Origin of the sequence: Kineothrix alysoides, assembly GCF_000732725.1 — a bacterium.
GTDB classification, from domain to species: domain Bacteria; phylum Bacillota; class Clostridia; order Lachnospirales; family Lachnospiraceae; genus Kineothrix; species Kineothrix alysoides.
Window position 1 is genome coordinate 740,411 of sequence record NZ_JPNB01000001.1, and the last position, 26,888, is coordinate 767,298.

A 26,888-nucleotide genomic window follows, 5' to 3' on the forward strand; every position below is an offset into this window, starting at 1 on the left:
TAAAGGTATTTTGAAAGGTTAGAAGAGATATGGAACTGGATATGACGAAGGGAAGCCCTTCCAAGCTAATTGTTAAATTTATTATCCCGCTTATTATAGGAAATATTTTTCAACAATTATATACCATGGTGGATACGATTATCGTAGGCCGCTTTCTTGGCGTACAGGCGTTGGCGGCAGTAGGCGCTACCGGAACGATTACATTTTTGATTTTTGGTTTTATGCAGGGACTTACTACGGGCTTTACCGTACTTACCGCCCAGCGTTTCGGTGCAGGGGATATTGAGGGATTGAAAAAGAGTGTGGGCAATGCTGTTTTTTTATCCGTAATAGTTACCGTTATCATGACGATTGTAAGCATTGCGGGTATGGACAAGCTTCTGAGCATTATGAATACGCCGGAGGATATCTTCGAGATGTCCAAGACCTTTGTTGTAATTATGTGTATAGGTATGATGTGCACCGTTTTTTATAACCTGCTTGCCAGCTTTTTAAGGGCGGTAGGAAACAGCAAGGTGCCGCTTTATTTTTTGATGATCGCTGCGGTGCTCAATGTAGTCTTAGATTTATTCCTGATTGTCGTTATCCCTCTGGGGGTAGCCGGGGCTGCTATTGCTACCGTTATTTCGCAGGGCGTGTCGGGAGTTCTCTGCCTGATTTACATTAGGAAGAAGGTACCGATACTATGTATTGGCAAGGAGCATTGGAAGGTGGATTATATATGCTGTGCCAATCAGCTTAGCATCGGTCTGCCCATGGCACTTCAATTTTCCATCACGGCAATAGGAACAATGATGGTGCAGGCGGCGCTGAACCTGTTCGGCTCCACCGTGGTGGCGGCCTATACGGCGGCATCTAAGGTAGAGCAGTTCGTAACACAGCCGTTTGTTGCTATAGGAATGACAATGGCGACTTACTGTGCACAGAATAGGGGAATCAATGATTTTGCCCGAATCCGACGGGGCGTCAGAATTGCCAATGTGATGTCGGCAATATATGGAATCGCAATTTATGCTGTGATAATGCAGATACTTCCATATGCGATCGGTCTGTTCGTGAGCGGCGATATTACGGAGGTACTGGGATATGCAAGAACCTATGTGACGATTTGCGGCTTCTTCTTCATTCCTCTTGGCATGATATTCATTTTCCGAAATGCTCTGCAGGCCAGCGGATATTCTGTGGTACCGATGCTCGGAGGTGCCGTGGAACTGATCTGCCGTGCCACTCTGGCCTTTATCGCTGCGCATTATCAAAGTTATGTAGGCGTTTGCTTCGGAAATGCCAGCGCGTGGCTGATGACAGGTATTTTCTTAGCGATTGCATATATTTTTGTAATGAGGAATGCACAGAGGCGTAACGATGCGAGGGTCATCCGGCAGAACTCATAGTTCGTCACTTTCCTTTATAAGGCGCTCGAAAAGAAGACCTGCGAATATCCAGCAGGGAATATAGTCCAAGCGGACGATTTTCTTGATATTCCATTTGGAGCGGCAGTAATCCCAAGGGCATATTTCTTTTCGCATCAAAAGCGAACCGGTGATGAACTCGCCGAGAAAAATAAGGAAAGCATAGACGATTCCCCGGATGAGAAAATGTCTCTTTTTCACGATTTTGCATACCGGAGCGAGGAAGGATGCCATGCCGTATATGGGAAACATCCAGATAGAAGTATTTCCCGTCAGTTTAAATTCTCTGCGCCGAAAGGAATTCAGCGCCGTAAAGGTAATTTCGAGGCACCAGCCAAGGATGCCACAGTGGATAAAGTTATGGATTAGTTTTTTCATGAGGATAATTATTTCCAAATAAAAAAATATTATTCTTTGCGTATTTTACAGACAGGAAAGGTGCGAGTATGAACTATAAGGAAGCCATGGAATATATGGAAGAAGTAAATCAATACGGGAGTGTACTCGGTCTCGACAATATGAGGGAGCTTTGCAGGCGGTTAGGAAATCCGCAGAATGATCTGCGCTTTATCCATATTGCAGGTACTAACGGAAAGGGTTCTGTTCTTGCATATCTTTCCACGGTTTTTAAAGCGGCAGGATATAAGACGGGAAGATACATATCGCCTGTTATTTTTGGATATAGGGAACGGATACAGGTCAATGGACGTCCGATTACGAAACAGGCATTGTGTGAATGTCTGGAAGAAATCAAGCGGATGATTGACGAAATCGTGGCGGAAGGTTTGCCGCATCCAACGCCTTTTGAAATTGAGACGGCTATGGCCTTTTTATATTTTAAGAAAATGAAATGCGACATTGTAATATTAGAAACAGGGATGGGTGGCTTATCGGACGCGACCAATATCATTTCAAACACCGTGGCGGCTGTGTTCGCATCGATCAGCATGGACCATATGCAGTATCTTGGAAAAACACAGGAAGAGATTGCAGAGAATAAGGCCGGAATTATAAAAAACAGTTGTTATGTAATTAGTATGGTTCAGAAACCGGAGGTTTTATCTATTTTAAGGAAACGGGCAGAGGATAAAAACAGCCCTTTTTTTGCAGTAGAAGAAGAAAAAATCACGCGGATCAAATATGGTGTGGAAAAGCAGCGGTTTTCTTATGAGGGTTACAAGGATTTGGAAATCGGACTGGCGGGGCAGCATCAGATTATGAATGCGGCGCTTGCGGTAAAGACGATAGAAGTTCTGGGGCAGGCAGGCTATCCTGTTAAGGAAAAAGCACTCAGGACGGGACTTGCGGATACGGTGTGGCGCGGGCGCTTCAGTGTGATAGGAAGAAAACCGTTATTCATTGCTGACGGTGCCCATAACGAGGATGCGGCAAAGAAGCTGGCCCAGTCCATCCGTTTCTATTTTGCAAATAGAAGAATTATTTATATAATGGGGATGCTGAGGGATAAAGAATACGAGAAGATAATTGGAGAGACATATGAACTTGCGCAAGATATCATTACGATAACGGCACCGGGAAATCCAAGGGCCATGCAGTCATATGATCTGGCAAAAGAAGTGCAGAAGTTTCATCCGAGAGTGACCGCTTCCGACAGTTTGGAAGAGGCGGTGGAACTTAGCTATCTGCTTGCGGATAAAGACAGTGTCATTATTGCATTCGGTTCTCTGTCTTATCTGGGCGATTTGATCAAGATTGTGGAGAATAGGGATTGAGTTATAGCCGGAATAGGGCCAAGTCTTTAACTTTATGTGAATGAAGTGAAGGTTTGGTCTTATTTTTTAGCTAAAAATGGAAAAAATGAGATTGACATCAGACGGTATGATAGATATAGTGTATATATAGATATAGACAGTTTATATACAGTTGATTGCTTAATTCGCAGTTTGGTGAGCCGATTCGTCTGTCGGGGGAGGTCATATGGAAGATTTATTGAAGGTGGAGCATTTGAATAAGAGAGTCGGTGAATTCTGTCTGAAAGATATCAGTTTTTCTTTAAAGCCGGGATACATCATGGGATTGCTCGGTGTAAACGGCGCCGGCAAGACAACATTGATTCATACCATACTAAATCTATATAAGAAAGACGGCGGAGGAGTTTATGTCGATGATATGGAAATGGAAGAAGAGGAACGTGCGGTAAAAGATAAAATCGGCTTTGTTCTGGATGAGAATATGTTTGAAGAAAGTATGAGCGTTATCCGCAATGCGAAGGGATTCGGGAAGCTTTATTCCAAGTTTGATGAGGAGCTTTTCCGTATTTTCTGTAAGAATTTCGGGATACCTTTAAATAAGACGGTGGGCAGTTTGTCGACAGGAATGAAGGTACGGTTTCAGCTCGCTTTTGCTCTTTCCCATGATGCGGTGCTGTTCATTATGGATGAGCCGGCAGCAGGGCTTGACCCGCTGTTTCGCAAAGAACTTATGAGGTATATGCAGGAAATCGTGGAGGATGGGACGAGAAGTGTTCTGTTTTCCACGCATATTACGGAAGATTTGGAAAAAATGAGCGACTATATTGTGCTCATGAGAGACGGAGCGGTGTTTTTGAGCATGCCGACCGTGGACTTGAAAGAGCGCTATCGTATAGTTTACGGTACGAAAGAGCAGATTGAGACACTTCCTTTTTTCCGTGTTATTTATAAGGAATATGGGGAGTACGGAAGCTATGCTTTTTTAGAAAGTACGGAAGGGGAAGATTATGGAGAATATGAAGTAAAGGAACCTCTTTTGGAGGATATTATGTATTGTCTGGAAAAAGGAGGATATTCCTATGTTTAGTATTATGATGACGGATATGTGGGTAACGGTAAAAAAGCGGCTGACAACTTGGATGTTATATATGATCATTGGCTTTGGGAGTGTCAGAATTCTGGAAAATATTGTTATGAATCCTCAAATTGCGGAAGCATTATCTGCGGTAAAAGCAGTGCAGATGAAACGCATCTTGATAAGTTTGCTTCTGCTGATTATTCTTTATCAGTTCGCACAAGAAATAACATTGCGGATTTGCCGGGGAATGTTTGTATGCGGGGCAGGGAAAAAGGAAAGGATGAGATATTTAATTGAGCAATTTTTTATAAAGTTATTATTTTCTTTCCTATTTTTGATGGTGGTTCTTTTTATCACAACACGGGATATTTTCATTACCGGTAACGAGGGGGCAAAAGCCGTACAGATAATCTTATGGTTTTTTACCATATGGAATATAAATCTTAAGGTCGGAATTGGAATAAAGGGAGCGAGAAAACTGGATGAAAAAGGTTATGCCGTTTATTCTAAGGCTGAGATAGCAGTAAATATATATTGGTTCTGTTTTATCCTTATTCAGAACATTGTGTTCTATACATGTTCCTTACTTAATTTTTTCCCGGGAAAGCCATGGACGACAGGTATTCTTGTTATGATGCTCATTTCCAACGGATATTTCGGAGTAAGGTATTTTAAACCAATATTGATGGAAGCAATGTCTTATGAAAATGTCTACAGGCAGGAACCGGAAAAAGAATATGTGCAGTATGACATTTAAAATGCAACAGAGGGCCGGCGGACCTTTGGCAGGAGTGGAAAAATATGAATATTAGGATAAGAACAGATAATAATTTGCCGATATATGAACAGATTGTAGGCGATATAAAGAAGGCAATTATTAATAGTGAAATTCTCCCGGGAGATATGCTGCCGTCTATCCGGTCTTTGGCAAGGGGATTAGAGGTCAGTATCATAACGACGAAGAGAGCCTATGAAGAACTGGAAAAAGAGGGGCTGATTTATTCGGAGACAGGAAAAGGCTTTTATGTAAAAAAGCCGGATACAAAGAAACTGCGGGAAGAGCAGCTGCGGGAAATGGAAGGCAGGCTGGAGGAGTGGATACAGGAAGGAAAAAAACTGAACCTGACCATGGAAGAGATGCAGGATATGATTAAGGAATTATACTGAAACAGGAAAGGAAGGGGAGTAAATGGCAGCGGTTCTGGAGTGTGTGGGAGTGGAAAAACAATATAAGGACTTTGCGTTAAAGCCTGTGAATTTTGTGCTTGAGGCCGGATATCTTACCGGACTCATAGGTATCAACGGAGCCGGAAAAACAACGTTGCTCAATATTCTTTCAGGCCTTGACAGGAAATTTAGCGGAGATGTGATAATTGGCGGCATCAGCCTAAAAAGAAATCCGTCTGCTGTAAAACAGAGAGTGTCTCTGGTGTCCGAGAGGATAACCTTTTTTCTGGATAAAACACCTCTTGAAAACGGGCAGATCCTTGGAAAATACTTCGATAATTGGAGTATGGAAGAGTTTTATGTATGGATGGACCGGTTGGAAATTCCCAAGGGCAAGCAGATATACCAGTTTTCTAAAGGGATGAAAATGAAATTTCAGTTATGTTTTGCTATGGCACACCGTACGGAATTCATATTAATGGATGAGCCGACGGCAGGATTTGATCCTGTATTCCGCAGAGATTTCTTAAGGATTCTTCAGGATATCATGGAAAAAGGAACAGGAATCCTGATGTCTACGCATATTACCGGAGATTTGGATAACATTGCGGATTATATCCTTCTTCTTGACCATGGTGAGCTGAAGATAAACGATACGAGAGAGGCGCTGGAGGATAAGGTGAAGAGGGAAATAATCCAGGGCTATATGGAAAAGAGACTTCATATCGGAGAACTGCTTAAAAGAAATGGAGACCGAAAAAATGACATATTATAAAGATGAAAAGAAACGTATCGGAGTTACTTATAAGCTGTTGGTTTTTGGTATAGTGTTTATAAATTTAGTAAATTTAATGTCTTTCACGGTGTCTTCGAAAATAAATATATATGGAAGTTCGTGGTCTGAGGGAACCGGAGCTATTCCTTTTTTCAGCAATGATTTGTTAGGCGGCATGGTAATTATTTTCCTGTATATGAATCACAAGCTTTTTTGGATCAATGAACAGGGAGAAAAGGCTTTTCTTCCGAAAAAATATGAGATTACGCCTCTTACTCTAAAAGAAATATATGGGGCGAAAATAAGAATTATGGTAAATGCTGTGATAGTTTATATGATTTGTTCCGTAGGATGTTATTATTTTGTATTATTAGGCAATCGCTATCCGGTTATGGATTTTGGAAAAAATATCATTGAAATTGCGGAGGCGGCTTTGGCAGTGGCAGTCTTTGCACTATTTTTTCTGCTTTATGATTTTATCACATATTTAGGGATTGAAAGGGCGTCATAGAAACGAAGAACCGGAAAAGAGTGAAACGGTTCTTCTAAAATGAATTTGTTTGTGGTAAAATACGAATGCGCAGCTATGCGCGCGGAACAAAAGCTGTGCTGTCGAAGTACTTGGCTGCGAGAGTGTGTGAAGCACATTTTTGTTCCGGTAAAGCATAAAAAATAAAAAAATCTGTCAATAACTTGACACGATTAGGAGCGATACAAATGGTAAATAGGAAAAAAATTGAAGAGGGTGTCAGATTGCTTTTGGAAGGGATTGGCGAGGATGTGACGCGGGAAGGAATTGCCGATACACCGGACCGGATAGCGAGGATGTATGAGGAGATATTCGGCGGCATGGAAGAGAATGCGGCAGAACATCTGACAAAAACCTTTACAGCAGAAAATAATGAAATGGTAATAGAAAAAGATATTGTATTCTATTCCACTTGCGAGCACCATATGATGCCCTTTTATGGAAAGGCACATGTGGCATATATTCCTGACGGAAAAGTGACAGGAATTTCCAAATTGGCACGGACAGTTGAGGTATATGCAAAACGTCTGCAGATACAGGAGCAGATGACCGCGCAGATAGCGGATGCAATTATGGAATATCTGAACCCTCAGGGGGTAATGGTCATGATAGAGGCGGAGCATATGTGCATGACGATGCGCGGCGTAAAAAAACCGGGCAGCAAGACAGTAACCTTTGTAACGCGAGGGGCTTTTGAGGAGAATGAAAGATTGCAGAATATCTTTTTTCAGATGATAAAACAATAGAATGGGATTATGTAAACTGATATAAGAACGAGAGCCTTAAAATGATGGAAAATGAAAGAATAGACAGAATTAACAAAATATTGGAACACGATTTCTATAAAGAGAACGTTCGCTTAAATGAGGAAGCGGAAATCGAAAGAGAGTTCTGCCGCCATGATATGGCTCATTTTCTCGATGTGGCGAGAATTGCTGAGATATTGAATCTGAGGGAAGGGCAGCAGGTGGAGAAAGACTGGATATATGCTGCTGCGCTGCTTCATGATATAGGAAGACATGTTCAATATAAGGATGGGACGCCTCACGAAGAGGCAAGTGCTGCGTTGGCGGCTCCTATCCTCGCAGATTGCGGCTTTGATGATAAAGAAACAAGTGTTATTTTAAATGCGATTGAAAGTCATAGAAAGGTACAATCGTCTTCGGAGCCGGGATTGGACGGGTTGCTGTACCGTGCGGACAAGCTGAGCAGAAGTTGCTTTGCCTGCAAGGCCGAGAAGAAATGTAACTGGAAGAATGATAAGAAAAATATGCGTTTGGTATGGTAAAGGGAGGGCAAAAGATGGAAGACAAAATAAAAGGCTTTAGAAAATTCAGAATAGGAAACAGGGATTTTGAAGTAAATAAACATACCTATGTAATGGGAATCCTTAACGTAACGCCGGATTCCTTTTCTGATGGCGGAAAATTTAATGAAATCGATAAAGCCTTAAAGCATGTGGAGGAAATGATTTCGGAGGGGGCGGATATCATAGATATCGGCGGCGAATCGACCAGGCCCGGTCATATACAGCTTTCCGATGAAGAAGAAATTGAACGGGCAGTCCCGGTAGTGGAAGCGGTAAAGAGCCGATTCGATATTCCGGTATCGTTAGACACCTATAAAAGCAAAGTCGCGTTTGCCGGGATAAAAGCGGGAGCTGATCTGATCAATGATATATGGGGACTGAAATATGATAAGGATATGGCGAAAGTAATAGCAGAGAGCGGACTTCCCTGCTGTCTGATGCACAACCGGAAAGAACCGGATTATAACGACTATATGCAGGATGTAGCTGCCGATTTGGCAGAGACGATTCACATTGCCAATAAAGCCGGTATTGCTGACGAGAAAATCATTCTCGATCCGGGAGTGGGCTTCGGCAAAACCTACGAGAATAATCTGGAGATTATTCATTGTCTGGAAGAATTAAAAGTATTTGATTATCCGATACTTCTTGGAACGAGCAGAAAGTCGGTAATAGGGCTGACTTTGAATCTCCCGGCGGACCAAAGAGTGGAAGGAACACTTGTTACTACGGTATTTGCGGTTATCAAAGGCTGTACCTTTGTCAGGGTACATGATATCAAAGAGAATGTAAGAGCTATCCGTATGGCAGAAGCGATCCTTCACAGCGGTATTTAGAAAGAAGAGGAGATAGTTTTGAAAGGAGCATGGGAATAATAATGGAAAATAAATATTCGGATGAAATTAAAATAGAAAATCTCGAAGTATTTGCCCATCACGGGGTATATCCGGAAGAGACGCAAAATGGACAGAACTTTTACATAAATGCAGCCTTATATATAGAAACGAGAAAAGCGGGTCAGAAGGATGACTTGTTGCTATCGGTAAATTATGGCGAAGTATGCCATTTTATGAACGATTACATGAAAAGTCATACATATAAACTGATAGAATCCGTGGCGGAAAATATGGCACAAGAGGTCCTTCTTTCCTTTCCGCTCATAAGAGAAATAAAATTGGAGGTCCGCAAACCGTATGCTCCCGTAGGCTTACCTTTCGAATCCGTATCGGTAAAGATCAGAAGAGGATGGCATACCATTTACCTTGCCTTGGGTTCCAGCATGGGAAAGAGGGAAGAATATATAGAAGGTGCAATAGCGTCCATGAGAGAGGAACCCAAAATCCGTGTGAAAAGAGTATCGGATATAATCCGGACAGCGCCCTACGGAGGAACCGCAAAGGAAGAATTCTTAAACGGAGCACTGGAAGCGGAGACCTTATTTACGCCTGAAGAGTTGCTTGATTACCTTCATACTTTAGAAGAAAATGCGGGAAGGGAGAGAACGGTCCATTGGGGAGACCGTACTTTAGATTTGGATATTATCTTTTATGATGATATTGTTATGTCAACCGATAAGATTACCATACCGCATAAAGATATGCAGAATCGTGATTTCGTTCTTGTTCCGCTGGCTCAGATAGATCCTTATATCTGGCATCCCTTGCGGCATAAGACCGTAAGTGCTCTGTTAAAGGAGCTGCAAAAATAAAAGCAATTGTCCTAGTCGTTTTCAGACAGTGCGGCTTCCATGGCGCTGTCGAAGGTAGTCACGTTGATACCTCCGGCAGTAGGAGTCTTATAAACCGGAACCTCGGAGCCGAAGGCAGAAAAATATACATAGTTAGAAGTGATATTAATATTTTTATAAACGCCCTCTGCGACGATTTCCACGTTGCTCCCGTCCGTCTGCATCCGTTTCAGTGCAGGTTCGCTCCGGGAGCTTTTTTGGTAATAGATGATGCCGTCATATATGTTGAAAAAGTCGATGCGGTCCTCGGTCAGAACCTCCTCGGTCTTTGCCGAAAGGGAGTAACGGCAAAGTCTGTAATCGTGGGAAACATCCATATAATAAACGTAGCCTTCTTCATGGACGGGATTCCATACATTACCGTCCCAGACAACGGAAATGGAATCATTCTCCGTATTTAATGCATACAAATAATGATTGACCTTTGTTCCGTTAAAATAAATGAGACCCTCTTCACAACATGCAGGATTGATGTTATAATCTGCAATTCTGACATCCTCCGATTTATCTATTTTTATCTTATAAAGCTCGGTGCCGTTTTTATTATTGTTGTCGAAGCTCTGATAATATAGGTAATTTCCGCAAAGTTGTAATGTAATGGCGTAATTACGTTTCAGGCATTGGGTGTCCTGTCCATTAAGCTTGCTTCTATAAATGCCGTGAAAGTGCATGTAGCTAAGCTTCTCGTCCTCCGCCACGCTATCCATATAATAATAAAGATAATGTGAATCTGCGTTGATGGAAGTAGCCTTTGACGGGGTGAGCCTCTTTAGCCGTGTTTCTTCCGGCGTCATGGAATACAGACGTCCTTCATCGTAAGGATTGGAGAAATAAACAACTCCATCCGCCTCGCAAAAAAGGCCCCCGTTATTCAAATTGCCCGCGGTATTGCCGGTCACGCTGCCTTCGTTGAATTCCACTCTCTGGGATAGGAGTGTAAAGCCAAGGACGGTCAGGAAGATAAAGCATATGGCTGCTACAGCTATCATAGTTCCTCTCTTCGATTTCATAAGTGTTTATAATACTCCTTTCGGGATTTTTCTCACGTTTCGCAATTATTTACTGAAATTATAGCCGTTAATTTACTTGCTATCAAGTAGGATTTGTTATAAGATAAAATTTGATAAATTATGAGTAATTCCGTAGGCTCAAATGAGCGTAAACTGCGGTAAAGCATAAGTAAAATGTAGGTAAAAAGTAAGATATGAAAGGAACCGGCAGTATGGATTTGACGAAATTAAGAGAACAAATAGACGCTATTGATGGACAAATCGTAGAGCTGTATGAACAGAGAATGGAGATATCCAGACAAGTAGCGGAATATAAAATCGAGACGGGCAAAAAAGTTTTCGATAAGGAACGCGAGGCGCAGAAGATTCGCAGCGTGAAGTCCATGACTCACAATGAATTCAACAGTCATGGGGTCGAGGAGCTGTTCGAGCAGATTATGTCCATGAGCCGCAAGCTGCAATACCAGATGCTGACGGAAAAAGGAAGCATAGGAAGGCTGCCGTTTATCGGGATGGACCGTTTGAGTCTGGAAGATGCGAGAGTGGTATTCCCCGGTGCTGAAGGAGCCTATACGCAGGCGGCTATGAAGCAGTATTTCGGAAAAGACGTCAATAATTTCCATGTAGAAACTTTTAGAGATGCCATGATAGCCATCGATGAAGGCAGCGCGGACTATGCAGTGCTTCCCATCGAGAATTCCACCGCAGGTATCGTAAGTGAGATTTACGATATGCTTGTGGAATTCGAGAACTATATCGTAGGCGAACAGATTATAAAGATCGAGCACTGCCTGATGGCAGCTCCGGGAACGAAGCTTGAAGACATTAAGACCGTTTATTCCCATCCGCAGTCACTGATGCAAAGCTCCAAATATCTTCAGGAGCATGCGGCCTGGAAGCAGATCAGCATGAACAATAACGCCTTTGCGGCGAAAAAGGTGTCTGAAGATAAGGATAACACACAGGCGGCTATCGCCAGTGCTTATGCTGCGGAGACATATGGACTTGAGATATTGGAAAAGGGAATCAACCACTCCAGCACGAATTCAACCCGTTTTATTATCGTGACCAATCAGAAAATATTCTTAAAAGACGCCAAGAAGGTAAGCATTTGTTTCGAGGTGCCTCACGAAAGCGGCTCCCTCTATCATATGCTGTCACATTTCATTTATAATAATCTCAACATGAATAAAATAGAAAGCCGTCCCACCCCCGACCGTAATTGGGAATACAGGTTTTTTATCGATTTTGACGGCAACCTTGCGGACAGCGCGGTGAAGAATGCTTTAAGGGGCCTTAGGGATGAGGCGAGAAATATGAAAATTTTAGGAAACTATTAGAGGTAGGATGACAATGCGGGAAAACGAACTGATTGTATACAAAGGCTTCGGTGATGAAGCCCTGCTTTATGATATGGCATGGCTGATGAGCCATTATAACGATGATTTTTTCAATATAGAGGACAAAAGGTCTCTTTTGTATGACTGTATGCACCGTCTCATCGACTTGGCGGGGCATCATGGATTTTATGGAAATCTATGGCATTGCTATCTGACCAACCTTCTTGTGAACAACGAAAACAGCTACAGCAAGGCATGTGAAATAAGAGGAGAGGTAGGAGGAACCATTAATCAGGCTGCTCTCCATGACATCGTGATATTTAAGGAGTTTTATGACTTCGACTTTTCCGGTATGATGGAGCTTCTGGGAGTGGAGGCCTTTTCTCTCATTCTTTCTTACGACGGCTGCGAGCAGGAAAGCAAGGTATATAACGAACGAATTTGCAAAAGTATCTGCACTCTTGCGGTGAAATTCACACAGAACGATTCTCCAGAGGAAATGAAGGCAACCCTTACGGAATTCTATAAGGAATATGGAGTAGGAAAGTTCGGTTTACATAAATCATTCCGCGTATTTCATGACGAGGACGGGGTCTCTATCGTTCCGATATTGAACATCGCCCATGTATATTTGGACGATTTGATCGGCTATGAGCTTCCCAAGCAGAAGCTGATAGAGAATACGGAGGCCTTCGTGGAAGGAAGAAAGGCCAATAACTGCCTGTTGTTCGGCGATGCAGGCACCGGTAAATCCTCCAGCATTAAGGCGATTGCCAACGAATATTACGACAGAGGGCTACGCGTTATTGAGGTGTATAAGCATCAGTTTCAGGATTTGAACGATGTGATCGCTCGGATTAAAAATCGCAATTATAAGTTCATTATTTACATGGATGATCTAAGCTTCGAAGAATTTGAAATCGAATACAAATACCTGAAAGCGGTAATAGAAGGCGGACTGGAGAAGAAACCCGATAATGTGCTCATATACGCCACCTCCAACAGAAGGCATTTGATAAAGGAGACCTTTGCTGATAAGGAGGGGCGCAGGGATCAGCTCCACGCCAGCGATACGGTTCAGGAAAAGCTGTCTCTCGTTTACCGGTTCGGAGTGACGATTTTCTTCTGCTCGCCGGATAAAAAAGAATTTCAGGAAATTGTAAGGCGGCTGGCGAGTCGTTATAAAATTACGATGCCGGAAGAGGAGCTTTTATTGGAAGCGAACAAATGGGAGCTTTCCCACGGCGGGCTTTCAGGACGTACTGCCCAGCAGTTTATCGACTACCTGCTCGGGAAGCGTGAAAAGAAATTTTAAGCCGGCACAGTATTTCTATGTTACATGCCAAAAGATAAAAAGGGAGGATGGCTTTCGATATGAAAACATTTGCGGCAATAGACGTAGGTTCCTTTGAGTTATCCATGAAAATATTTGAAATATCGGCAAAAGACGGAATGAAAGAGGTCGATCATATCAGACATCGTATCGATTTAGGAACGGGGACATATGCCGTAGGAAAAATGGCGAACGATAAAGTGGATGAATTGTGCCATTATCTGAATGAATATACGAAAATCATGAAATCCTACAAAGTGTCGGAGTATAAGGCATATGGTACCAGCGCGATAAGGGAGTCGGAAAATGCGATTATCGTTCTCGACCAGATCCGTCAGCGGACAGGCATCGATATTGAGGTGCTGAGCAATTCGGAGCAGCGCTTTTTGGATTATAAATCCATCGCCTTTATGGGAGAGGATTTCAACAAGTTCATTGAAAAGGGAACGGTCATCGCGGACATCGGAGGCGGCAGCATCCAGATTTCCCTTTTCGATAAGGACGCGCTTGTGGCGACTCAGAATCTTCGTCTGGGCGTGCTTCGCCTAAGGGATTATATGAACCAGTTAGGGGCAGGAAGAGGACAGTACGAGGCGCTGATAGAGGAACTTGTAAACGCTCAGCTTTCAGTCTTTAAAAAGCTGTATTTAAAGGAGCGCGAAATCAATAACATCATTATCGTGGACGATTATATTTCCACGTTAGTACAAAAAAGGCTCTTTTCGGAAAGAGTGAGCGGATACGTGAATGCGAAGAATTTCGAGCAATTTCTCGAGGTATTCCGGGAAAAAACGGTGCAGGAGCTGACAAAGCTCTTCGATATGCCGGAGGAGAATATTACACTGCTTTATATTTCCAGTATTTTACTGAAAAGAATGATAGAGGTAATGAATGCGGAGCTGCTCTGGGCTCCCGGAGTGACGTTGTGCGACGGTATCGCTTATGAATATGCGCAGAACAATAAAATCGTCCTGCCGGAGCACGATTTTGAACAGGACATCATCGCCTGCGCGCGAAATATCAGCAAGAGATATATGGGAAGCAGAAAACGGGGAGAAACCCTGGAAAAAATAGCGCTCACCGTATTCGACAGCATGAAGAAGGTGCATGGACTTGAAAAGAGAGACCGGTTGCTGCTTAGAATTGCTACGCTTTTGCATGATTGCGGAAAATATATAAGTATGGTGAACCTGGGAGAGTGTTCCTACAGCATCATCATGGCGACGGAAATTATAGGCCTTTCCCATGAGGAACGGGAAATTGTGGCAAATGTGGTGAAATATAATCATTCGGAGTTCGTATATTATACGGAAATGGGGAAAGAATCAGAGCTTAGCAGAGAGATCTACTTAAAAATGGCCAAGCTGACCGCCATACTCCGGGTAGCCAATGGTTTAGACCGAAGCCATAAGCAGAAGTTTAAGGACGTTAAGGCGGTTCTCAAGGACGACGTACTGACGATTACGGTGGACACCAACGATGATATCACGCTGGAGAAAGGAATGTTCAGCGGCGGAGCTGAGTTTTTCGAGGAGGTATACAGCGTCAGACCGATGATCAAGCAAAGAAGAAGCTTATAAGAATAAACAAGCGGAGGAATTTATGAACGGCAGGGAAAGTGAAAAGAAAAAGGCTGCGGATTATAATAACTACATGAACCGGGAAATGAGTTGGATACTTTTTAATAAACGAGTGCTCAGCGAAGCCAGAGACAAGCAGAATCCACTTTTTGAGAGGCTGAAATTTTTGAGCATTACGGCCTCTAATTTGGACGAATTTTTTATGGTACGGGTCGCTTCTTTAAAGGATATGGTAAATGCGGGTTATACCAAGCCCGACCTTTCGGGAATGACGCCGGCAGAGCAGCTTCAAAGGCTGAACGAGGCTACCCATGAGCTGGTAAACCTTCAATATTCTACATATAAGCGTTCGCTGGTGCCCCTCCTATTGCAAAATGGTCTTCGCATTATAGAGCATCATGAAGACATGACGGTAAAGGAGGCGGAATATGCGGATAAGTATTTTATGGAAAACGTATATCCGGTTCTTACCCCTATGGCGGTGGATTCTTCCAGACCCTTTCCTTTGATTCGCAATAAGTCCTTGAATCTTGGAGCCCTGGTAAGAAAAAAAGATGGGGAAGAGGAGTTGGAATTCGCTACGGTTCAGGTGCCTAGCGTGCTTCCCAGGATTGTGCCCCTGAAAGTAGAGGATGAAAAGGAAAAAACGGTGATTCTCTTAGAAGAAATCATCGAAAGAAATATAGAAAGGCTGTTTTTGAATTATAATATCGTCTGCGTTTACCCTTTTCGCATCATGCGAAATGCTGATTTGAGCATAGAGGAGGATGAGGCGGAGGATTTACTGAAGGAAATAGAGAAGCAGCTTAAAAAAAGGCAGTGGGGACAAGCCATTCGTCTGGAAGTGGAAAGCGGCATCGACAAGCGCCTCCTGCGTTTGATCGGCAATGAACTTTCCATTATGGAGGAAGACATTTACCAGATAGATGGTCCTTTGGATTTAACGTTTCTTATGAAGATGTATGGTCTTGATGGTTTCGACCATCTGAAGGAGTCCGGTTATGAGCAGCCCCAACCGGTGCCGGAGCTTCCGGCGGAGTGTGACATTTTTGAAAAGATACGGGAAGGCGATATTCTGTTGCATCATCCGTATCAGACATTTGCTCCGGTAGTGAATTTTATAAGGCAGGCGGCGAGGGACCCTGAGGTGCTTGCCATTAAGCAGACGCTTTACCGTGTCAGCGGCAATTCGCCGATTATTGCGGCGTTAGCCCAGGCGGCGGAGAATGGAAAGCAGGTGTCTGTGCTGGTAGAACTGAAAGCGCGTTTTGACGAGGAAAATAACATTGTCTGGGCGAAGATGCTGGAAAAAGCGGGGTGTCATGTCATCTATGGTCTCGTTGGCTTGAAAACCCACAGCAAGATAACCCTTGTGGTAAGGCAGGAAGAGGACGGCATCCAAAGGTATGTACATCTTGGAACGGGCAATTACAACGATGCTACGGCAAAGCTCTATACGGATATCGGCATGTTCACCTGCAGTGAGGAAATCGGACAGGATGCTACCGCTGTATTCAATATGCTGTCAGGCTACTCGGAGCCGCGCACCTGGAAAAAGCTGTCGTTAGCGCCCCTTTGGCTGAAGGACAGATTTCTGTATCTCATAAGCAGAGAAGCGAAATATGCGAGAGAGGGACGGCCTGCCCGCATTATTGCAAAGATGAATTCCTTGTGCGATAAGGATATTATAGAGGCTCTGTATGAGGCTAATGCAGCGGGAGTGCAGATAGAACTCATTATCCGCGGCATTTGCAGCCTTAAGGTTGGAATTCCGGGGGTAAGCGACCATATTAGCGTGCGCTCCATCATAGGAAATTTCTTGGAACACAGCAGGATATTTTACTTTGAAAACGGCGGCAATAAAGAGATTTATTGCGGCAGTGCGGATTGGATGCCCCGCAATCTGGAACGCAGGGTGGAGATTCTTTTTCCCGTGGAGCGTCATGAACTGAAGGAGAAATTAGTGCATATTCTGGAGGGCGAGCTTATGGACACGGTAAAAGCGCATATATTACAACCCGACGGAAGTTATGAAAAGGTAGATAAAAGAGGAAAGGCGATTTATAATTCCCAGAAGGAATTCGCCCTGGAGGCTCTTGCCCGGGCGCAGGAAGAAAAAACAGCGGCGGACGACCGCGTATTTATACCGGAGACTCACCATGAATAAAATAATATTAGCATCGGCATCGCCGAGAAGAAAAGAGCTGTTAAAGCAAATCGGCATGGAATATGAAGTGATTCCGAGCGAAAGGGAAGAAAAAACGACGAAGAGCCTGCCCTGTGAAATTGTTCAGGAGTTGTCTTATCAGAAGGCAGAGGAGGTATGCAGCCTGCTTACAAAACGGGGCGAGGCAGGATTCGCGGTTATTGGAGCAGATACGGTGGTATCCTTTATGGATACAGTAATGGGAAAGCCAAAGAGCAGGGAAGAAGCTTGTGAAATGCTCGGCAGACTTCAGGGTAACGTACATCAGGTGTATACCGGTGTGACTATTTGCGTCAAGGAAAAAGATGAGCCGGCCGTATTTCATACCTTTTATGAGAAGACGGATGTCTCCATGTATGCAATGAATTCAGAAGAGATTGGCTCCTACGTGGAAAGCGGTGAGCCCATGGATAAGGCGGGCTCCTATGCGATTCAGGGAGGATGCGCAGCATATATCCAAAGTATCTGCGGAGACTATAACAACGTAGTGGGACTGCCCATAGGCAGGCTTTATCAAGAGATGAAAACAAGAAATTTATTGTAAAGGTAAGGTTTAACAATGATAAAATTAATTGCGTCGGATATTGATGGAACTTTAATCAAAGACTCCACACCGGATTTATATCCCGAAATAGTGAGGACTATAAAGGCTTTGATTGGGCAGGGAATCATTTTTTGTGCAGCAAGCGGCAGGCAATATCAGAGCATCAAGAATGTATTTCGTTCCATCGATGAAGATATTGTATTTATCGCTGAAAATGGCGCACAGATCCGTTATCAGGGAAAGGATATCAGCATAACGCCCATGAACAGGCAATATGCGGAGGAAATCATAAAACAGCTGAGGGAATATGACAGAAGCTGTGACATCATCGTATCCACGCCAAATGGTTCTTTGTTGGAAAGCAGGAATAAAGAGTTCATAGATTTGATAACCTATGGATATCGTAATGAGTTTACGCTTGTTCGAGACGTTCTCGAGGAGGATGCCCAGATTATTAAAGTCTCTATTTATCAGAAGGAGAGCATCAGGGAACTGGGGGAAGGCGTGTTGATTCCCCGCTGGCAGGATAAAGTGAAAGCTTGTATGGCGGGAGATGAGTGGGTAGATTTCATGGATGCCTCGGTGGACAAGGGGCATGCTCTGGCCTTTGTTCAAGAATACTTTCAGATAAAAAAGGAAGAAACAATGGCCTTTGGTGATAATCATAACGACATCGGAATGATGCGGGCGGCGGGAGAAAGCTACGCGGTGGAGACTGCCAGAACAGAGGTGAAAAAGGCGGCAAAATACATCTGTCCTTCTTATTTGGAAAAAGGTGTATATCATGTGGTAAAAGGCTTGATAAATGAGCAATGACAGTATATAGTAATGGTAATAAATAATATGTTGTGTCTGCGACCAGAAGATTGCAGGCCGTGAAGAAAGGAATGATTATTTAGATGCATGAATATGATGATGCTGTACTAGCATGCTTTCTAAAGAGGCAAAAGCAGTTATTTCCCGAGAATGTAGCGGAGACTCCCGAAGAAGCGGAAGCGTTTCTGGAGGATTGTATGGCGGTAGTAGTAAATTCCGTGCAGGAGGTATGGGAATATTTTGACGAAGAAGGTGTCGATATGGAAGGCGCAGATGAAGAGGAAATCCTGAGTGCGCAGGAAGTGTTTGATATCGGAGACGGAAGATATTTGATTGTGGAGGGGTAATACCCCTCCATTTTTTTCTATTAGGGTTAGGGGGTGTGACTTCAAGGTTGTGAGGCACACTTTGGGTTTACGTAAGGTAGTTAAGGTAGGTAGGACAAGAGGATGGGGGCTAGTCCGTCTTGATTATTGTCGGTGGCTGTGATGATATCGGCTGCTTTTTTTACGTCTTCTTTTGCATTCAGCATGGCGATGCCTACGCCGGCAGCCTGGATCATGGAAATGTCGTTGGATGCATCTCCGGCTGCGAGGGTGTTTTCTATGGGGATGTCCAGCAGCTCGCATAGCTTTGCGACTGCGACCTCCTTACCGGAGGAAGCAGGAAAGATTTCCAGGTATTTGTCATTAGAGTAAAGAAGATTCAGCTCTCCTTCCGTAAAAGGAAGTAACGACTGACGGAAACGTTCCAGCTTTTCTTTATCGTGAATCTCGATAGCGAGGCATTTGCACGGCTCTTTATCGAGGGGGGACATAATGTCCTCGCTGATGATAACGGGAGTGTGGATGGATCTTTGATATACATGCAGTTCGTCGTTGTCCGCAGGGCTGATGATATGGGTGTCCGTGTAGGTCTGGCAGTGGATTCCCTGCTCCTTCGCCGTCTTTGCCACCAGAGTGACCTGCTCCATGGAAAGACTGATGCGGGAAACTATTTTCTGCGTTTCACAATCGTAGATTTCTCCTCCGTTACATCCGATGAGATACATGCCGGAAAAGGAAAGGCCGAGAGATTCCTTTACCTCTTTTACGCTGTCAATGGCCCTGCCGGAAGAAAGAGCCAGCTTGTTGCCGGCAGCAGTCCATTTGTTCAGAGCCTCCAGCGTAGCAGGAGTTATTTTTTTCTCCTTTGTCAGTAAAGTACCGTCTAAATCCACAAAAAATATCTTCGGTTTGTTATTGTCCATTTTGTCTGTTTTGTTCATTTGATCTGTCAATTCGTACTCCATTCTTTTTTTCTTCTTTAGGTTAATCAGTATCTCTTCAGGAATCACCAGCTTTCCGTATCCCGTAGCCAGCTCCAGAGAAGGCTTGGTGGAGCCGTGGAAGTCGGAGCCGCCGCTGATGCATAAATCGTACTTATCGGCGAGCTTTCGTATCTTCCATTCCTCGGAATGGCTATAGGTGCTGTAAACGGCTTCAATGCCCATGAGTCCTGCTGCTTTCAGCTTGCGGGTCAAAGTGTCCAGTCTGGTGTCACTCATGTGGTAAAGGATGGGGTGGGCCAGAATGGGGATGCCGTCCGCTTGTAAAATAAATTGTACGGCCTGCTTTGGTGTTATTTTTTCTCTGGGGACAAAATATTTGGTACGGTCACCTACATAACGGTCAAAGGCTTCGTTCATGCTTTTTACATAACCGTGCTCCAATAAATATTTTGCGTAATGTCCTCTGGTAATGACTGAACCGGGAAAAGCCTCCAGCAGTTTTTCGTAGGAAATATCGATGCCTGCACCATTGAGGTTTTCACACATTTTTTGGTTTCGGGAAAGGCGTGAATCTATGAAGGACTTGATTTGTTCCTTGAAAGATGGGGATTCATAATCGATATACAGTCCCAGAATGTGAATATCCTTTCCCTCGTATTCGGTAGACAGCTCGATACCGGGAATAACCTCCAAAGAGTTTTCTTTTGGCAGCTTTTTTGCCTCCGCCATCGCTTCCGCGAGGCCGTCCGTAGTATCGTGGTCGGTCAGGGCAAAGGCGGACAGGCCTTTATTGACAGCGAGATGCACGAGCTCGGCGGGAGAGAAGCTCCCGTCCGATTTATTGGAATGTACGTGTAAATCTACGATATTCATGAAAAATCTCCTTATAGTTATGAGGGAAAACAACGAAAAACTGCTTCGCGAATTACCCTTATGTCAAAACAAAGGAGCTGAATTTCCAGCCCCTTTTCCAAACCGAAAATAAATTCCGGCTTTAATTATCATCCTCTTCGTTCTTATTCGTATATACGGTACGCTTTCTCGCCATTTCATCGCTGGCAAGATATTCGTCGTAGGTAGTGATTTTGTCGATGAGCTGTCCGCCCGGAAGGATTTCCATAATGCGGTTAGCCGTGGTCTGTACGAATTGGTGGTCGTGGCAGGCGAACAATTCCACACCCGGGAATTTAATAAGTCCGTTGTTGAGTGCAGTGATGGATTCCATGTCCAAATGGTTGGTAGGTTCATCTAAAATGAGGCAGTTAGATCCGCTGATCATCATTTTGGAGAGAAGGCACCTTACCTTTTCACCTCCGGAAAGAATCTTCACTTTCTTTACGCCGTCGTCTCCGGCAAAGAGCATACGGCCTAAAAAGCCGCGCACATAGGTTACGTCTTTTACAGGAGAGTAGCCGGTCAGCCAGTCTACAATGGTGTAATCGTTGTCGAATTCCTTCGTGCTGTCTTTGGGAAAGTACGCCTGAGAGGTGGTGACGCCCCAACGGTAAGAACCTTCATCTGGCTCCAGCTCCCCGGTAAGAATCTGGAACAACGTCGTCTTCGCAAGCTCATTGCTGCCCACAAATGCTATTTTATCGTTATGTCCTACGATAAAGGAAATGTTGTCGAGTATTTTTTCACCGTCGATGGTCTTGGAAAGTCCCTCTACCATCAGTACTTCGTTGCCGATTTCGCGGTCGGGGCGGAAGTCTACATAAGGATATTTTCTGCTGGAGGGCTTGATGTCATCCAGCTCAATTTTTTCCAGGGCGCGCTTTCTGCTGGTAGCCTGTTTGGATTTTGAAGCGTTTGCGGAGAAACGGGAGATAAAGTCCTGAAGCTCTTTGATTTTCTCTTCCTTTTTCTTATTGGCTTCCTTCATCTGCTTGACGAGGAGCTGGCTGGATTCGTACCAGAAATCGTAGTTGCCGGCATAGAGCTGAATCTTGCCGTAGTCGATGTCTGCTGTATGTGTACATACCTTATTCAGGAAATAGCGGTCATGGGATACGACGATAACCGTATTTTCAAAGTCGATCAGGAAGTCCTCTAACCATGCGATAGCATCCAGATCCAAATGGTTGGTAGGCTCGTCGAGAAGGAGGATGTCCGGACTGCCGAACAGAGCTTTTGCAAGAAGTATCTTTACTTTTTCACTTCCGTTCAGGCTTCCCATAACGGAGTAGTGAAGGCTCGTATCGATACCGAGACCGTTTAAGAGCATAGCGGCACTTGATTCAGCCTCCCAGCCGTCCATCTCGGCGAATTCCGCTTCCAGCTCGCTGGCGCGGATACCGTCTTCATCGGAAAAATCTTCCTTTGCATAAATAGCGTCTTTTTCTTTCATAATCTGATAGAGACGCTCGTTACCCATGATGACAACATCCATAACGGTATATTCGTCATATTTGAAATGGTCCTGCTCCAGCACCGACAATCTCTGGCCGGGAGTGATGGCGATATCCCCGTTAGTAGTGTCCAGTTTGCCGGATAATATTTTGAGGAAGGTGGATTTGCCGGAGCCGTTGGCTCCTATCAATCCGTAACAGTTTCCTTCGGTAAACTTAATATTAACGTCTTCAAATAACGCCTTTTTTCCAATCCGTAACGTTACGTTGTTTGCACTTATCATTGTTATAAGCCTTTCTGAAAATTAATTTTATCAATAGAGATGATTTCTGCTTCGCAGAGCGTATTAACATGCAAAATATTTGTATTGCAGAAATCATGCGTTGCTGAGAACAGAGTGAACAATAACGATTATCTCATCCTTTCTTATTGTACAGAAAATCAAAGATTTTGCAAGGGTTTCTTAGGATTGCGGTATATTTCCGGCGTATTTCACATAAATTTGACATGGATTTATGGATAACTGCATGTTATGATAGGAATAGCATGTAGAAAGGCATAGAAAGAGGGAGGAATTTCACATCATGAAATTAAATTATAGGAGAACGGTTCTGATCGGACTGGCGTTTCTGTCCATATCCGGATTCTGGCAGATATACGACAGCATTATTCCGCTGATGCTCCAGAATACATTTCATCTGGGTGAGACATTGACGGGTACACTGATGGCTATGGATAACGTGCTGGCCATCTTTTTACTGCCGCTGTTCGGACTGCTTTCCGACAAGGCGGATACGAGAATAGGAAAAAGGATGCCGTTCATCGTGGGCGGAACCTTGCTGGCGGTAACCTTTCTTATGGTACTTCCTGCGGCGGACAACGAAGAAAACCTGATCTTATTTCTTGTGATTATGTTTGCGTTGTTGCTTTCCATGGGATTGTATCGTTCTCCTGCGATAGCGCTTATGCCGGATTTGACGCCGAATCGTTTGCGGAGCAAGGCGAATGCGATCATCAATCTGATGGGGGCTGTAGGCGGTGTCTATGCGCTGCTTATGATAAAGTTTCTGGTAGGCTCCGGTAAACGCCCGGATTATTTCCCACTGTTTGCCAGTGTAGGCGGACTCATGCTCGTCGCGGTCGCCATACTGTTTCTCACCGTTAGGGAGAAGAAGGTTGCGGCTTTGGTGGAAGCGGAGGTAAAGGCTTATGAGGCCGCAAGCGGAGAGATTATCGATGCGGCGGTGAAGGAGTCGGAAGAGGATGTTGTGAAGGAAGCTATGCCCAGAGATGTCAAGCGAAGCATGATTTTTCTGCTGGCTTCGATTTTTCTATGGTTTGCAGCCTATAATGCGGTGACCACCGCGTTTTCCAGATACACGGGAGTGGTGTGGAACATGGAAGGAGGCGGCTTTGCGGACTGTCTGATGGTAGCGACGGTGGCGGCCATACTCAGCTACATTCCCATCGGCAGCATTGCAAGCAGGATAGGACGTAAGAAGACGATAATGGGGGGCATCGTTCTGATGAGTGCCTGCTATTTCGCAGCGATATTCGCGGGCTCCTATCATTCTGCGATCAATATAGCCTTTGCCCTTATCGGTATAGGCTGGGCGGCCATCAATGTGAACTCCTATCCTATGATCGTTGAGATGAGTAAGGGGAGTGACATCGGCAAGTTCACGGGAACCTACTATACCTTTTCTATGGCTGCGCAAATATTTACTCCGATTCTGTCAGGCTTCTTATTGGAGCGCATATCTTATAGGACGTTGTTTCCATATGCGTTTTTATTTTCTGTGGCGGCCCTTCTTACGATGACGCAGGTGCGCCATGGAGATTCCAAGCCGGAGAAAAAGAAGGCGGCATTGGAGAACTTCGATTTAGACGATTAAATTTTAAATGATACGAAGGACAGAAAAATGACAGTGATAATCAGCATTATAATAATTTTAGCAGTACTATATTTATTGGCTATTATGCCTCGCATGGTGCATAAGCCTGATAAGACTCCTTTTATGGGAGTCTTATACGCGCATAGAGGGCTGCATGATAACGAAGGAGATGCCCCTGAAAATTCATTGAAGGCATTAAAAAAGGCGATAGACAGAGGCTTTGGGGTAGAACTTGACGTGCAGCTTACCAAAGATAGGATACCTGTCGTATTTCATGATTTCACGCTTAAGAGAGTATGCGGTGCGGAGGGGAAGGTTTCGGATTATACGTACGAAGAGCTTTTGCAGTTCCATCTTTGTCGTTCTGAGGAGAAGATACCGAGGTTTGAAGATTTTCTGAAGCTGGCGGGCGGAAAAGTTCCGTTGATCGTGGAACTTAAAATTGAATGGACAGATATTTCTGTCTGCGAGCTGGCGGACGGACTGCTGAAGGAATATAAAGGTGCCTATTGCATAGAATCCTTTAATCCTCTTGGGCTTATCTGGTATAGGAAGCACCGTAAGGAGGTTATGCGGGGACAGCTTTCGGATGTATTTAAGAAGGAAGAAGGGCTGAAGGGGCCGCTGTACTTTTCTTTGGAGCATTTACTGCTAAACTGTGTAACGAAACCGGACTTTATTGCATATAATCATAAATACCATAGAATGCCGTCCAGACAGATATGCAGAAGGCTGTACAGGAATCTTGCGGTGGCTTGGACAATAAAGACACAGCAACAGCTCGATATGAGAAAGAAAGACTTCGATTTATTTATTTTCGATAGCTTTGTTCCTAAAAAATAAGGATGAAATGAAAGAGGATGCAAAGTTTCCGGATGTTGGGCGGAGGAGAAAAAATGGCGGCGCGAGGGAAGAGGTAAAAGATGACGCCGGAGAGGGAAAAGAAGAGGCAGAGGAGGGGAATGACGCGGGAAAGCAGACAATAAATATTACCTTTGAAGAGAAAACAGAGGAATATACCGCGAAAGATAAGACGCTACTCCTTACGATCAAGGAGACCATACCTACGGTGGATATTGCCGGAAACAAAGAGGCTTCACAGGCGATCAACGAGTATATCAGAAGCTTTAATTTGCATGGAATGTCCGTAGAGGATGCAAAGAAATGGGCGGAGGAAGATTATATAACGAGAGGCAAGGACAACTGGTACGGTTATGGTATGGAAACGGTCTTTTCCTTAAACAGGGCCGATGAAACGGTTATCAGCTTTCTGGTGAGTGCCTCATCCTATATGGGAGGAGCTCATCCCAATACGCTGGAGGCAGCGCTGAACTTCGATCCTAAGACGGGAAAACGGCTGACGCTTGCCGATGTAACTACGGATGAAAAGACGGCGGTTAAGGAAATCGTGAATGCTATTCTCCAACAGACGAAGCAGGAGAAATATTCCGGTATGTTTTTTGAAGGATATGAAAGCAGTGTTGGAGATTTGTTAACGGAGGATACTTGGTATCTGGGAAAAGACGGTTTTCATATCATTGGGAATGAGTATATTATTTCGCCTCATGCGGCGGGGATTTTGAATTTTATGATTCCTTATGCGGAGGCCGGCTTTCTGAAGGAGAAGTACAGAGTCTCTTGAAATGGGGAGTCATTAAGCTGTGAGAAATTTTCTTCGGCAGTTTTGGGTTCTGTTAGAGGATTGCAAAAGATTATGGAGAATGATTCAATATACGTAATGGATAGGGGGATTGGATGGAGCGAAGTACAGATATTAGAAACAGGGCTTTTCATTATATTAGTATAATGACGTTTTTTCTTTCAATCATGTGTGTGGTTGGGAATGCGATAACGAAGTATCCGATGAGCGCTAATTATAAATGGTTTTATTTGCTGCTTGTTTCGGCTTTGTCTATTTTAGGGAGTAAGAGTGTTTATGAGTCTTATTTGCAATTATTTCTCAGTCTGAATATTATTCTGGTAATTCTGCCTATTGGGTGGCTGAACGGCGGGAGAGGGAACAGCAGTGCTACTGCGTATTTGTTCCTGATTATGATAGGTATTATTCTTCTTTATGAGAACAGGCTTAGAAAGATACTCTTGGTTATTTTGGGACTGACGGTAGCGGTTTTGTTTTATATTGAGTATCGGTTTCCTGAGATATTGAAGATTTACGATTATGATATGCTGTTTAAGGATAGGCTTATACAGATTCCGATAACTTTGGTTGGGGGTTTTCTTATCCTTACCCTATATTCCGATACATATATTAGGGAGAGGGAGAAGCTCAATGAGTATAGTATACAGCTTCGGGAAGCGAATGAGAAACTGGAGTATCTGGCGAGCAAGGATGTTCTTACCAATATTAGCAATAGGCGTATTTTCGATATAAAGCTGGAAGGGATTATAGACACCAGAGAGCATTTCTCAAAAGAAATCTATATCGTGCTGTTCGATGTGGACTTGTTCAAGGAAATAAATGATAGTTACGGGCACAGCACAGGGGATAGGGTGTTAAGCGAGATTGCCAAGGGCCTAAATCCGCTGTTGAATAAAGAATCCCTGCTTTCCAGGTGGGGAGGAGATGAATTTTCCATCATTTATTATGGCTCTGAGGAAGGTGTGCTCAGTACGATCGATAAACTGAATAAAATATTGAAGAGAATAAGGCTGGGAAATGATAAGGAAGTAACGGTAAGCATAGGAATAACCAAGATGCAGGAAACAGATACTATGAGCAAGGTGTTCAAAAGAGTGGATAAAGGACTGTATAAATCGAAATCAGAGGGTAGGAACAGGTATTCTATCATATAGTTGTT

At 43.9% G+C, this 26,888-nt stretch carries 26 protein-coding genes; 22 read left to right on the forward strand and 4 right to left on the reverse strand.

Annotated elements, in window-relative coordinates; translation table 11 throughout:
* Positions 1–29 precede the first annotated feature (29 nt).
* A complete protein-coding gene (locus CC90_RS0103565) occupies positions 30–1,391 on the forward strand; it encodes an MATE family efflux transporter (RefSeq protein WP_031389450.1) in 1,362 nt (453 codons plus the stop codon).
* Here CC90_RS0103565 and CC90_RS0103570 read toward each other — a convergent pair.
* Positions 1,386–1,787 carry a putative ABC transporter permease gene (locus CC90_RS0103570; protein ID WP_031389451.1) on the reverse strand — a complete coding sequence of 134 codons (402 nt, stop codon included), beginning with the start codon at positions 1,785–1,787 and terminating at the stop codon, positions 1,386–1,388. The two genes, CC90_RS0103565 and CC90_RS0103570, sit on opposite strands and share 6 nt — an antisense overlap.
* Before the next feature lie 68 nt (positions 1,788–1,855).
* Between CC90_RS0103570 and CC90_RS0103575 the strand changes: the two genes are divergently transcribed.
* The 10 genes from CC90_RS0103575 (at position 1,856) to folK (ending at position 9,687) form a co-directional block, all read left to right on the forward strand.
* A complete protein-coding gene (locus CC90_RS0103575; protein WP_031389452.1) occupies positions 1,856–3,142 on the forward strand; it encodes a bifunctional folylpolyglutamate synthase/dihydrofolate synthase in 1,287 nt (428 codons plus the stop codon).
* 205 nt (positions 3,143–3,347) lie between these two features.
* Positions 3,348–4,208, forward strand: a complete 861-nt coding sequence (locus tag CC90_RS0103580; protein ID WP_031389453.1) for an ABC transporter ATP-binding protein — start codon at positions 3,348–3,350, stop codon at positions 4,206–4,208.
* Positions 4,201–4,956 (forward strand): hypothetical protein, encoded by a 756-nt coding sequence (locus CC90_RS0103585; protein ID WP_031389454.1) that lies wholly within the window; start codon positions 4,201–4,203, stop codon positions 4,954–4,956. Before CC90_RS0103580 ends, CC90_RS0103585 begins: the two co-directional genes overlap by 8 nt.
* Before the next feature lie 44 nt (positions 4,957–5,000).
* Positions 5,001–5,366 carry a GntR family transcriptional regulator gene (locus CC90_RS0103590; RefSeq protein ID WP_031389455.1) on the forward strand — a complete coding sequence of 122 codons (366 nt, stop codon included), beginning with the start codon at positions 5,001–5,003 and terminating at the stop codon, positions 5,364–5,366.
* A 22-nt stretch (positions 5,367–5,388) separates the two neighbouring features.
* Positions 5,389–6,141, forward strand: a complete 753-nt coding sequence (locus tag CC90_RS0103595) for an ABC transporter ATP-binding protein (protein WP_051869275.1) — start codon at positions 5,389–5,391, stop codon at positions 6,139–6,141.
* The gene (locus CC90_RS0103600; protein ID WP_031389457.1) at positions 6,128–6,652 is read left to right on the forward strand and encodes a hypothetical protein; all 525 of its coding nucleotides are present in this window, start codon (positions 6,128–6,130) and stop codon (positions 6,650–6,652) included. The genes CC90_RS0103595 and CC90_RS0103600 overlap by 14 nt, the downstream gene beginning before the upstream one ends.
* A 206-nt stretch (positions 6,653–6,858) precedes the next feature.
* The gene (gene folE, locus CC90_RS0103605) at positions 6,859–7,416 is read left to right on the forward strand and encodes a GTP cyclohydrolase I FolE (RefSeq protein WP_031389458.1); all 558 of its coding nucleotides are present in this window, start codon (positions 6,859–6,861) and stop codon (positions 7,414–7,416) included.
* 41 nt (positions 7,417–7,457) lie between these two features.
* On the forward strand, positions 7,458–7,958 hold the full coding sequence (locus tag CC90_RS0103610; protein ID WP_330373181.1) for an HD domain-containing protein: 501 nt from the start codon (positions 7,458–7,460) through the stop codon (positions 7,956–7,958).
* A gap of 14 nt (positions 7,959–7,972) precedes the next feature.
* Positions 7,973–8,815, forward strand: a complete 843-nt coding sequence (folP, locus tag CC90_RS0103615; protein WP_031389460.1) for a dihydropteroate synthase — start codon at positions 7,973–7,975, stop codon at positions 8,813–8,815.
* A gap of 41 nt (positions 8,816–8,856) precedes the next feature.
* On the forward strand, positions 8,857–9,687 hold the full coding sequence (gene folK, locus CC90_RS0103620) for a 2-amino-4-hydroxy-6-hydroxymethyldihydropteridine diphosphokinase (RefSeq protein WP_031389461.1): 831 nt from the start codon (positions 8,857–8,859) through the stop codon (positions 9,685–9,687).
* Positions 9,688–9,698: 11 nt separating this feature from the next.
* Here folK and CC90_RS0103625 read toward each other — a convergent pair whose 3' ends face one another.
* Positions 9,699–10,736 carry a DUF5050 domain-containing protein gene (locus tag CC90_RS0103625; RefSeq protein WP_031389462.1) on the reverse strand — a complete coding sequence of 346 codons (1,038 nt, stop codon included), beginning with the start codon at positions 10,734–10,736 and terminating at the stop codon, positions 9,699–9,701.
* A gap of 212 nt (positions 10,737–10,948) precedes the next feature.
* Between CC90_RS0103625 and pheA the strand changes: the two genes are divergently transcribed.
* From pheA to CC90_RS0103660, 7 genes are all read left to right on the forward strand, one after another.
* Positions 10,949–12,076 (forward strand): prephenate dehydratase, encoded by a 1,128-nt coding sequence (gene pheA / locus CC90_RS0103630; protein ID WP_031389463.1) that lies wholly within the window; start codon positions 10,949–10,951, stop codon positions 12,074–12,076.
* A 13-nt stretch (positions 12,077–12,089) separates the two neighbouring features.
* Positions 12,090–13,391, forward strand: a complete 1,302-nt coding sequence (locus CC90_RS0103635; protein ID WP_031389464.1) for an ATP-binding protein — start codon at positions 12,090–12,092, stop codon at positions 13,389–13,391.
* 59 nt (positions 13,392–13,450) lie between these two features.
* Positions 13,451–14,989, forward strand: a complete 1,539-nt coding sequence (locus tag CC90_RS0103640; protein ID WP_031389465.1) for a Ppx/GppA phosphatase family protein — start codon at positions 13,451–13,453, stop codon at positions 14,987–14,989.
* Positions 14,990–15,011: 22 nt separating this feature from the next.
* The gene (locus CC90_RS0103645) at positions 15,012–17,156 is read left to right on the forward strand and encodes an RNA degradosome polyphosphate kinase (protein WP_031389466.1); all 2,145 of its coding nucleotides are present in this window, start codon (positions 15,012–15,014) and stop codon (positions 17,154–17,156) included.
* Complete coding sequence (locus CC90_RS0103650; protein ID WP_031389467.1) at positions 17,149–17,739, forward strand: Maf family protein; 591 nt, start codon at positions 17,149–17,151, stop codon at positions 17,737–17,739. The genes CC90_RS0103645 and CC90_RS0103650 overlap by 8 nt, the downstream gene beginning before the upstream one ends.
* A 15-nt stretch (positions 17,740–17,754) precedes the next feature.
* On the forward strand, positions 17,755–18,555 hold the full coding sequence (locus tag CC90_RS0103655; RefSeq protein WP_031389468.1) for an HAD family hydrolase: 801 nt from the start codon (positions 17,755–17,757) through the stop codon (positions 18,553–18,555).
* A gap of 83 nt (positions 18,556–18,638) precedes the next feature.
* Positions 18,639–18,902 carry a hypothetical protein gene (locus CC90_RS0103660; protein ID WP_031389469.1) on the forward strand — a complete coding sequence of 88 codons (264 nt, stop codon included), beginning with the start codon at positions 18,639–18,641 and terminating at the stop codon, positions 18,900–18,902.
* Positions 18,903–18,982: 80 nt separating this feature from the next.
* Here the strand turns inward: CC90_RS0103660 and CC90_RS24955 are convergent, their stop codons facing one another.
* Together CC90_RS24955 and CC90_RS0103670 are read right to left on the reverse strand one after the other, a co-directional pair.
* Positions 18,983–20,698: a Cof-type HAD-IIB family hydrolase gene (locus CC90_RS24955; protein WP_081905857.1), complete on the reverse strand. Its 1,716-nt coding sequence runs from the start codon at positions 20,696–20,698 to the stop codon at positions 18,983–18,985.
* 121 nt (positions 20,699–20,819) lie between these two features.
* Positions 20,820–22,457: an ABC-F family ATP-binding cassette domain-containing protein gene (locus CC90_RS0103670; RefSeq protein ID WP_031389471.1), complete on the reverse strand. Its 1,638-nt coding sequence runs from the start codon at positions 22,455–22,457 to the stop codon at positions 20,820–20,822.
* A 301-nt stretch (positions 22,458–22,758) separates the two neighbouring features.
* Here CC90_RS0103670 and CC90_RS0103675 point away from each other — a divergent pair, with 301 nt between their 5' ends.
* The 4 genes from CC90_RS0103675 to CC90_RS0103690 all read left to right on the forward strand — a co-directional run bounded on the left by CC90_RS0103675 (position 22,759) and on the right by CC90_RS0103690 (position 26,883).
* A complete protein-coding gene (locus CC90_RS0103675) occupies positions 22,759–24,069 on the forward strand; it encodes an MFS transporter (protein WP_031389472.1) in 1,311 nt (436 codons plus the stop codon).
* A gap of 27 nt (positions 24,070–24,096) precedes the next feature.
* Positions 24,097–24,912: a glycerophosphodiester phosphodiesterase family protein gene (locus tag CC90_RS0103680; RefSeq protein ID WP_031389473.1), complete on the forward strand. Its 816-nt coding sequence runs from the start codon at positions 24,097–24,099 to the stop codon at positions 24,910–24,912.
* A 7-nt stretch (positions 24,913–24,919) separates the two neighbouring features.
* Positions 24,920–25,711 carry a DUF3298 and DUF4163 domain-containing protein gene (locus CC90_RS0103685; protein WP_031389474.1) on the forward strand — a complete coding sequence of 264 codons (792 nt, stop codon included), beginning with the start codon at positions 24,920–24,922 and terminating at the stop codon, positions 25,709–25,711.
* A 113-nt stretch (positions 25,712–25,824) separates the two neighbouring features.
* Positions 25,825–26,883 (forward strand): GGDEF domain-containing protein, encoded by a 1,059-nt coding sequence (locus CC90_RS0103690; protein ID WP_031389475.1) that lies wholly within the window; start codon positions 25,825–25,827, stop codon positions 26,881–26,883.
* Positions 26,884–26,888 lie beyond the last annotated feature (5 nt).